We start from the raw sequence: 5,882 nt of genomic DNA, 5'->3' as shown, positions 1-5,882 counted from the left end.
CTCGAGCGCGCGCAGGCGCCACGATCCCGCCTGTTCCGCTTCGAGCAGCGAACGGCGGACGGGGAGCAAGTGCCAGTGCTGGTAGTCCGCAACTCGCACCTAAATGCGATATGGTCCGCGCGCGACGTAGATTGACTCACTTTCAGGCTGCTTCCGAGGTAATTCGGGTGGAAACCGGCTCGTCTCCTTTGGAGCGACGGCATGAGATAAGCGGCCTTTTGTTCATCGACCGCGAACAGCAGCTGAGATGCAAAATTCTTTTGACGACGAGACGCGCATGCGCAGACCTTTTTTAAATTCAGACAGCCTCGACGGACATCAGACTACGAACCTGAGGGGCCGGCGTTGGATAGTTGGGGAAGGGGTGGCTGTTGACAAGCATCCGGCTTCGAACAAAGATAGAACATGCGCCTGCGCCTCTTTCGAGGGTGCACGGCTTGTAAGGCGCGCTAGTCTGAAGGGCGAAGTACAATGCGGCTGGTGCGGTATCGAGTGACGAACTTCCGATCGGTGGCCGATAGCGGCTGGATCGACACCGACGATGTCACCGCCCTCATCGGCGTCAACGAGTCGGGCAAGTCCAACCTGCTCATCCCACTGTGGAAGCTTAAGCCGGCTCGCGAGGGGGAGATCCGACCGACGTCCGACTATCCCAAGACGATGTTCGGCGAGATTCGTGAGGATCCGGGCAGCTTCTCCTTCGTGTCGGCCGAGTTCATCACCGGCGCATTCGGAGACAGGCTCGCGGCGATGTCAGGGTTGAGCCCAGAGGCAGCCGGAGTGGTGCGGATCGACCGGTACTACGATGGCGAATATCTCGTCCGCTTCCCTCGGCATAAACATCTCACCGCCATCGGCTTCGATGAAATCGAATTTAAGGTGAAGAGTGCCGTCGCGGAGATTGAGGCGATGCCACCGCTGGCGAAGGAAGAGTCGCAGAAGGCCGAACTCCTCGCCGGTTTAAAGTCTATCGTCCTCGAGCTTCCCGTATCGGCAATGGCGCCGGCAGCGCTTGGGAGGCTTGCCGAGAAACTGCGTGCGCTTGCGCCGGACAGCCCGGCAAAAACCAGCAGTATCTTTCCGCGGCTTGAGGCGCTGGCAAGCACGATCGATGACCTGAGAGCCCGAGTGTCGGCACCTGATCCCGGCGACATTAGTGCCGTCCACGAGGCGGTCATCAAGGGTCTTCCGCGATTCGTGTACTATTCGAACTACGGGAACCTCGACTCCGAAATCTACCTACCGCACGTCGTCGAGAATCTTGAGCGCGACGACCTTGGCGAGAAGGATTCCGCCAAGGCGCGAACCCTCCGCGTTCTCTTCAGCTTCGTCCGTCTGAAGCCGAATGAGATACTGGACCTGGGCAAGGACGAGACCGCGATCGCGAACCAGCGGCGACCGACGGATGCCGAGATCGCGGTCATCGCGGAGAATAAGCGAGAACGCTCAATCCTCCTGCAGTCAGCGGGAACGACGCTCACCTCGAGATTCAAGGATTGGTGGAAGCAGGGGGATTACCGCTTCCGCTTCGAGGCCGATGGTAACCACTTCCGAATTTGGGTGGCCGATTCCCGCCGGCCTGCCGAAGTGGAGTTAGAAGGCAGAAGCACAGGACTGCAGTGGTTCCTGAGCTTTTATCTCGTGTTCCTCGTCGAGAGTGGCGGCGATGGCGAGCACGAGGATGCCATCCTGCTGCTGGACGAGCCTGGCCTGTCGCTTCACCCCCTAGCCCAATACGACCTCTCCAAGTTCTTCGACAATTTGGCGACAACGAACCAGCTCCTCTACACAACCCATTCGCCATTCCTCGTCCATGCTGACAGGCTCGATCGAGCGCGAAAGGTCTATGTCGATGAGGCGGGAACTACGAAGGCCACTTCCGACCTGCGCAAGGGTGCCGAACTCCAGCCGGGAGCCGCCTACGCGGTGCATTCCGCACTCGGCCTGAGCGTCGCCGACAGTTTGATGCTTGGCTGCCAGCCGGTGATCGTGGAGGGCAGCTCCGACCAGCACTATCTCACCGCTATCAAGACTCTGCTAGTCGCATCCGGCAAGCTGCAGCCTAAGCGCGAGCTCGTCTTCCCGCCTGCCGGTGGCACCAAGAACGCACGCATGGTCGCGAGCATCCTAACGGGGCGCGACGAGGCGCTCCCGTACATGATCCTGGACGGGGACCAGATGGGCAAGAAGCTCGCGAAGGAAATCCGATCGAGCCTCTATCAGGAGGCGGCCGACCGTCTGATAATCGTGGACGAGCATACCGGGATCGAAGGGTCCGAGATCGAGGACCTGATCCCACTCGACGTCATGGCCGCCGTCGTCGACCGTATGTATCGTAACGCGGAATCCGAGTTCGCAGACGTAGCGAAGGCGGAGACGCCGGTGGTCGGTCAGATAGAGGCGTGGGCCGCAGCGCAGAAGATCGCGCTGGATCAGGGGTGGAAGGTAGAATTGTCAAAGCGGGTCAAGCAGCACCTGCTGACCAAGGGGATGACCGCTGTAGCACAGGACTATGCCGATAAGTGGCAGAGGCTGTTCGCAATCCTCAGCTCCTAGTGAGAGGGCCGGTGGCAAGCCGCGCTCCCCTACGGTGCCGCGCCGCGTCGTCATACCGATCCTCGAGCGTCGCAAGTTGATCGGATAAGCGGCCTTCCCGGGCAGGGGGCGAAATCCGATAGCGGCTGAAAGCCACCTGGCTAAGCGAAGCTCCCGCCTCTCAGCACGCAACCCGCCGCTCTGACTGACTTTGTCGCTGACCTGAGCTTCTATGAATGCCGTAAAACCTCTTGAAGCGTTCACCATTTGATCTACATTCCCGCTAACTATAATTCGGGCGGGGGATCATCGTTTGAGCATCGCGGATACATTTAAGCAGTTTGTCGCCAATCTCGCCGTCGATAATGCTGCAACTATTTCTTCTCGGTACGAGGAGATAACCTGCTCTCTCAACAAGAAGTTTCGTGACACGGAATCCAAAACGGCGAATTCACTTCAGGTCGGTTCCTACGGTCGTTGGACGGCGATCAAGGGAATTTCCGACCTCGACATGCTGTACATCATGCCAAAGGGCGAATGGGAAAACTATAAGGACGGCGGCCAATCCAAGCTGCTTTCAGACGCTGCTGCCGCAATCAGCGCGCGATACCCCCAGACGACTGTAAGGGTAGACCGCCTCGTCGTTGCCGCAGTCTATTCGAAATTTCGTGTCGAAGCGCAGCCCGTGTTTGAGCAGGACGATGGCAGCTTCAAGTATCCCGACACCTATAATGGCGGAGCATGGAAGATCACCAAACCGCGTGAAGAGATTAAGGCGATGTCTGACTTCGTCAGCGAGAAGAATAAGAACTTGCGGCGACTCTGCAAAATGGCCAGAGCGTGGAAGAACAAGCATGGTGCGGGCATGGGCGGCCTGCTGATTGATACGCTTGCATACAACTTTCTGAGTTCCACCGACGAGTATGACGATAAGAGTTACCTCTATTACGATTTTATGAGCCGTGACTTCTTCTCCTATTTAAGAGACCTGCCGAAGCAGGACTACTTCGCTGCGCTCGGTAGCGGGCAGCGAGTGAAGGTGAAGAAAAATTTCCAGCGGAAGGCGAAGAAGGCATACGAGCTGTGTGTTAAGGCCATTGAGGCCGAGGGACAGGCCAACCAAAACGATAAGTGGCGCAAGGTGTTCGGGCGTCTGTTCCCCGCTGCCGAGAAGCTGCTCAAGGTCGAAGCGGCATCGGGCCGCAACGTTCGTATGACGGAAGAATTCGCTGAAGACGTGTTCGGTGGCATCGACATCAGGAACAACATCACTATCGATTGCAATGTCGAGCAGGCCGGTTTCAGGACCGCCTCGCTACGCGAAATCCTCAATGACCGTAAGCTGCTCAAGCCACGCAAACAGCTCACGTTCTCCGTCGTGAGTACGGACATCGCTGCCCCCTACGGGCTTTTCTGGAAGGTGTTGAATCGAGGACAGGAAGCGATCAACCGCGACTGCATCCGTGGCCAGATCGTCGCCGATGGTGGGCACAAGCGGCGGATTGAGACGACTACCTTCAAGGGCGATCATGTGGTTGAGTGCTATGCGGTCGTTGAGGGAGTGGTCGTCGCGACCGACCGCATTCACGTGCCGATCGATTCGAACCAAGAGGACGATGATGGATAGAGCCGGTTCGCTGAGACACATTTACTATGTCTGACCCCGCTGCCCCGGTGCCGATCTCCATCATCGCGCATCAGAAAGGCTGGAAAAGTGCGTGCACCGCGGAGATCGCCGGTATTCGTGCAGCGACGGCCAGCCTGCGGATGTTCATTGATCGGGTTGGGAGCACCGCAATCGCAGGACTTGAAGGAAAGCCAATAATAGACCTGCTTGTCACGCCTGTGGTCTGGGAGGATGCCGAACGGATCAGTGCCGCGCTGGCGACGATCGGTTATGTTCGCGAAGTCGCGAAATCAGGACTACCGCGGGTGTTTCTGTTCAAGCGTGCAGGCAACGAAGGCTCGATATCTTTTCACGTTCATATCGCGCCACGGGAAAGCACGTGGGGTCGCAATATGCTAACATTCCGGGACCAGCTCGCAGCAGATCGATCACTAGCCAAACGATATTCTTCTCTGAAACGACAGCTTGCGGTGGCACATCCGAACGATTTGGACGCCTACACCCAAGGTAAGAGCGATTTCGTTACAGAGGTGCTACGTCACGCTGACGGAGCATTCGGAAATGAGCGTTTGCTTACCTACCAACGGGTTGAGCTCGACTGCAGCCGACGATTCCAGGATCTAGCGCTTATCGCCCAGCTAGGTGTCGCGGTCGTTGCCGCGGTCTCAGTATATTCGGAAAAGAATATTATTCAGCTGAATTTCGCCGTCATCGGATTTTTGCTGGCAGCGTTGTGGCTCGCGCTTGCGCACAAGCAACGGTCACATCGGGCTGCCGGAGATCAAGCACGCAGGGTCATACTGCTCGCGAGCGGACTTGGTGAGCGAATTTCCGCTGAACAACGTTTGCGGGTGTTCGATGGGTTCAGCGTTTCGATCGAAGGTAAACCGCTTGTTCGCGAGGAAGATCATTTCGCCAGCCGTGAAGCTCCGGGATATCGTCGTCTCGCGGAACTGATCGAGGAGTCGGCATACTGGACTCGGGATCTGCAACGTAGCAGCGCAGCTTGGATACGAAACGTTCTGGCAGGCGCTGCCCTTCTGATCGGATGCGCGCTATGGACTGGCTTGCTCGCGTTGCCAACCGACGCGAGTGTTTCTCTCACACGCGTTCTGGTCGCGGCTCTCGTATTTTTGGTTTCATCCGACCTGCTAAGCTCGATATTCGCTTATCGTGAGGCGGCTGCGGCAATTGGGGTAATTTTGCAAAGGGTCGAGACAGCCGCAGCGCGCGACTACCCTTCATCCGACATCATGCTCCTAATGTCCGATTACAATGCGGTTGTCGAAAGTGCCCCCTTCGCACTTCCGGGCGTGTTCCGCTGGCGGAATGCCGGTCTCACGCGACGTTGGCGAAACTACCTTGAGCAGAAACGCAAATAGTGGGCTCTTTGTAAGAGCATGAGCGGCCGTGCTTTTTTCTAGGCCGCGGATTGCTTCCCCTCACTTCCAGCAACAGAGGCCCCTGCTACAAACAGCATTGATACGCCATCTTGGAGCTTAGTTCCTCTTTCGTTCTAGCGCCGGCTTTTGCGTTGTGGCAAGATCGTCCCATGAGCGTTGCAGACAACTTTGAACCGCTCCGGGTTTGCCGGAGGCTCCAACTCCTGAGAAGGTCGAGCCTGTATGAGCAAGACGACGAACAAGTTTGCGCCGGAAGTCCGCTAACGCGCGGTGCGGATGGTTTTCGACCACGAGCGGGATCATCCCTCGCGATGGGC

General features: G+C 57.6%; 3 protein-coding genes. All 3 read left to right on the top strand.

The window, feature by feature from the left end; translation table 11 throughout:
- Nucleotides 1-471: 471 nt before the first annotated feature.
- Entirely contained in the window at nt 472-2,556 is a 2,085-nt protein-coding gene (locus tag ACEK02_RS20360; RefSeq protein WP_371423381.1) for an AAA family ATPase, read from the top strand.
- Nucleotides 2,557-2,848: 292 nt separating this feature from the next.
- The gene (locus ACEK02_RS20355; protein ID WP_371423380.1) at nt 2,849-4,162 is read left to right on the top strand and encodes a nucleotidyltransferase; all 1,314 of its coding nucleotides are present in this window, start codon (nt 2,849-2,851) and stop codon (nt 4,160-4,162) included.
- Between the two features lie 26 nt (nt 4,163-4,188).
- Entirely contained in the window at nt 4,189-5,544 is a 1,356-nt protein-coding gene (locus ACEK02_RS20350; RefSeq protein WP_371423379.1) for a GrpB family protein, read from the top strand.
- Nucleotides 5,545-5,882 lie beyond the last annotated feature (338 nt).

The organism is Tardiphaga sp. (assembly GCF_041424195.1).
GTDB lineage: Bacteria > Pseudomonadota > Alphaproteobacteria > Rhizobiales > Xanthobacteraceae > Tardiphaga.
Note: the sequence above shows the minus strand (reverse complement) of the source record. Positions and strands in the feature narration are given on the sequence as shown.

Coding starts and splice junctions, on each gene's coding strand:
- ACEK02_RS20350 (WP_371423379.1), top strand. CDS start 4,189: ATGTCTGACCCCGCTGCCCCGGTGCCGATCTCCATCATCGCGCATCAG.
- ACEK02_RS20360 (WP_371423381.1), top strand. CDS start 472: ATGCGGCTGGTGCGGTATCGAGTGACGAACTTCCGATCGGTGGCCGAT.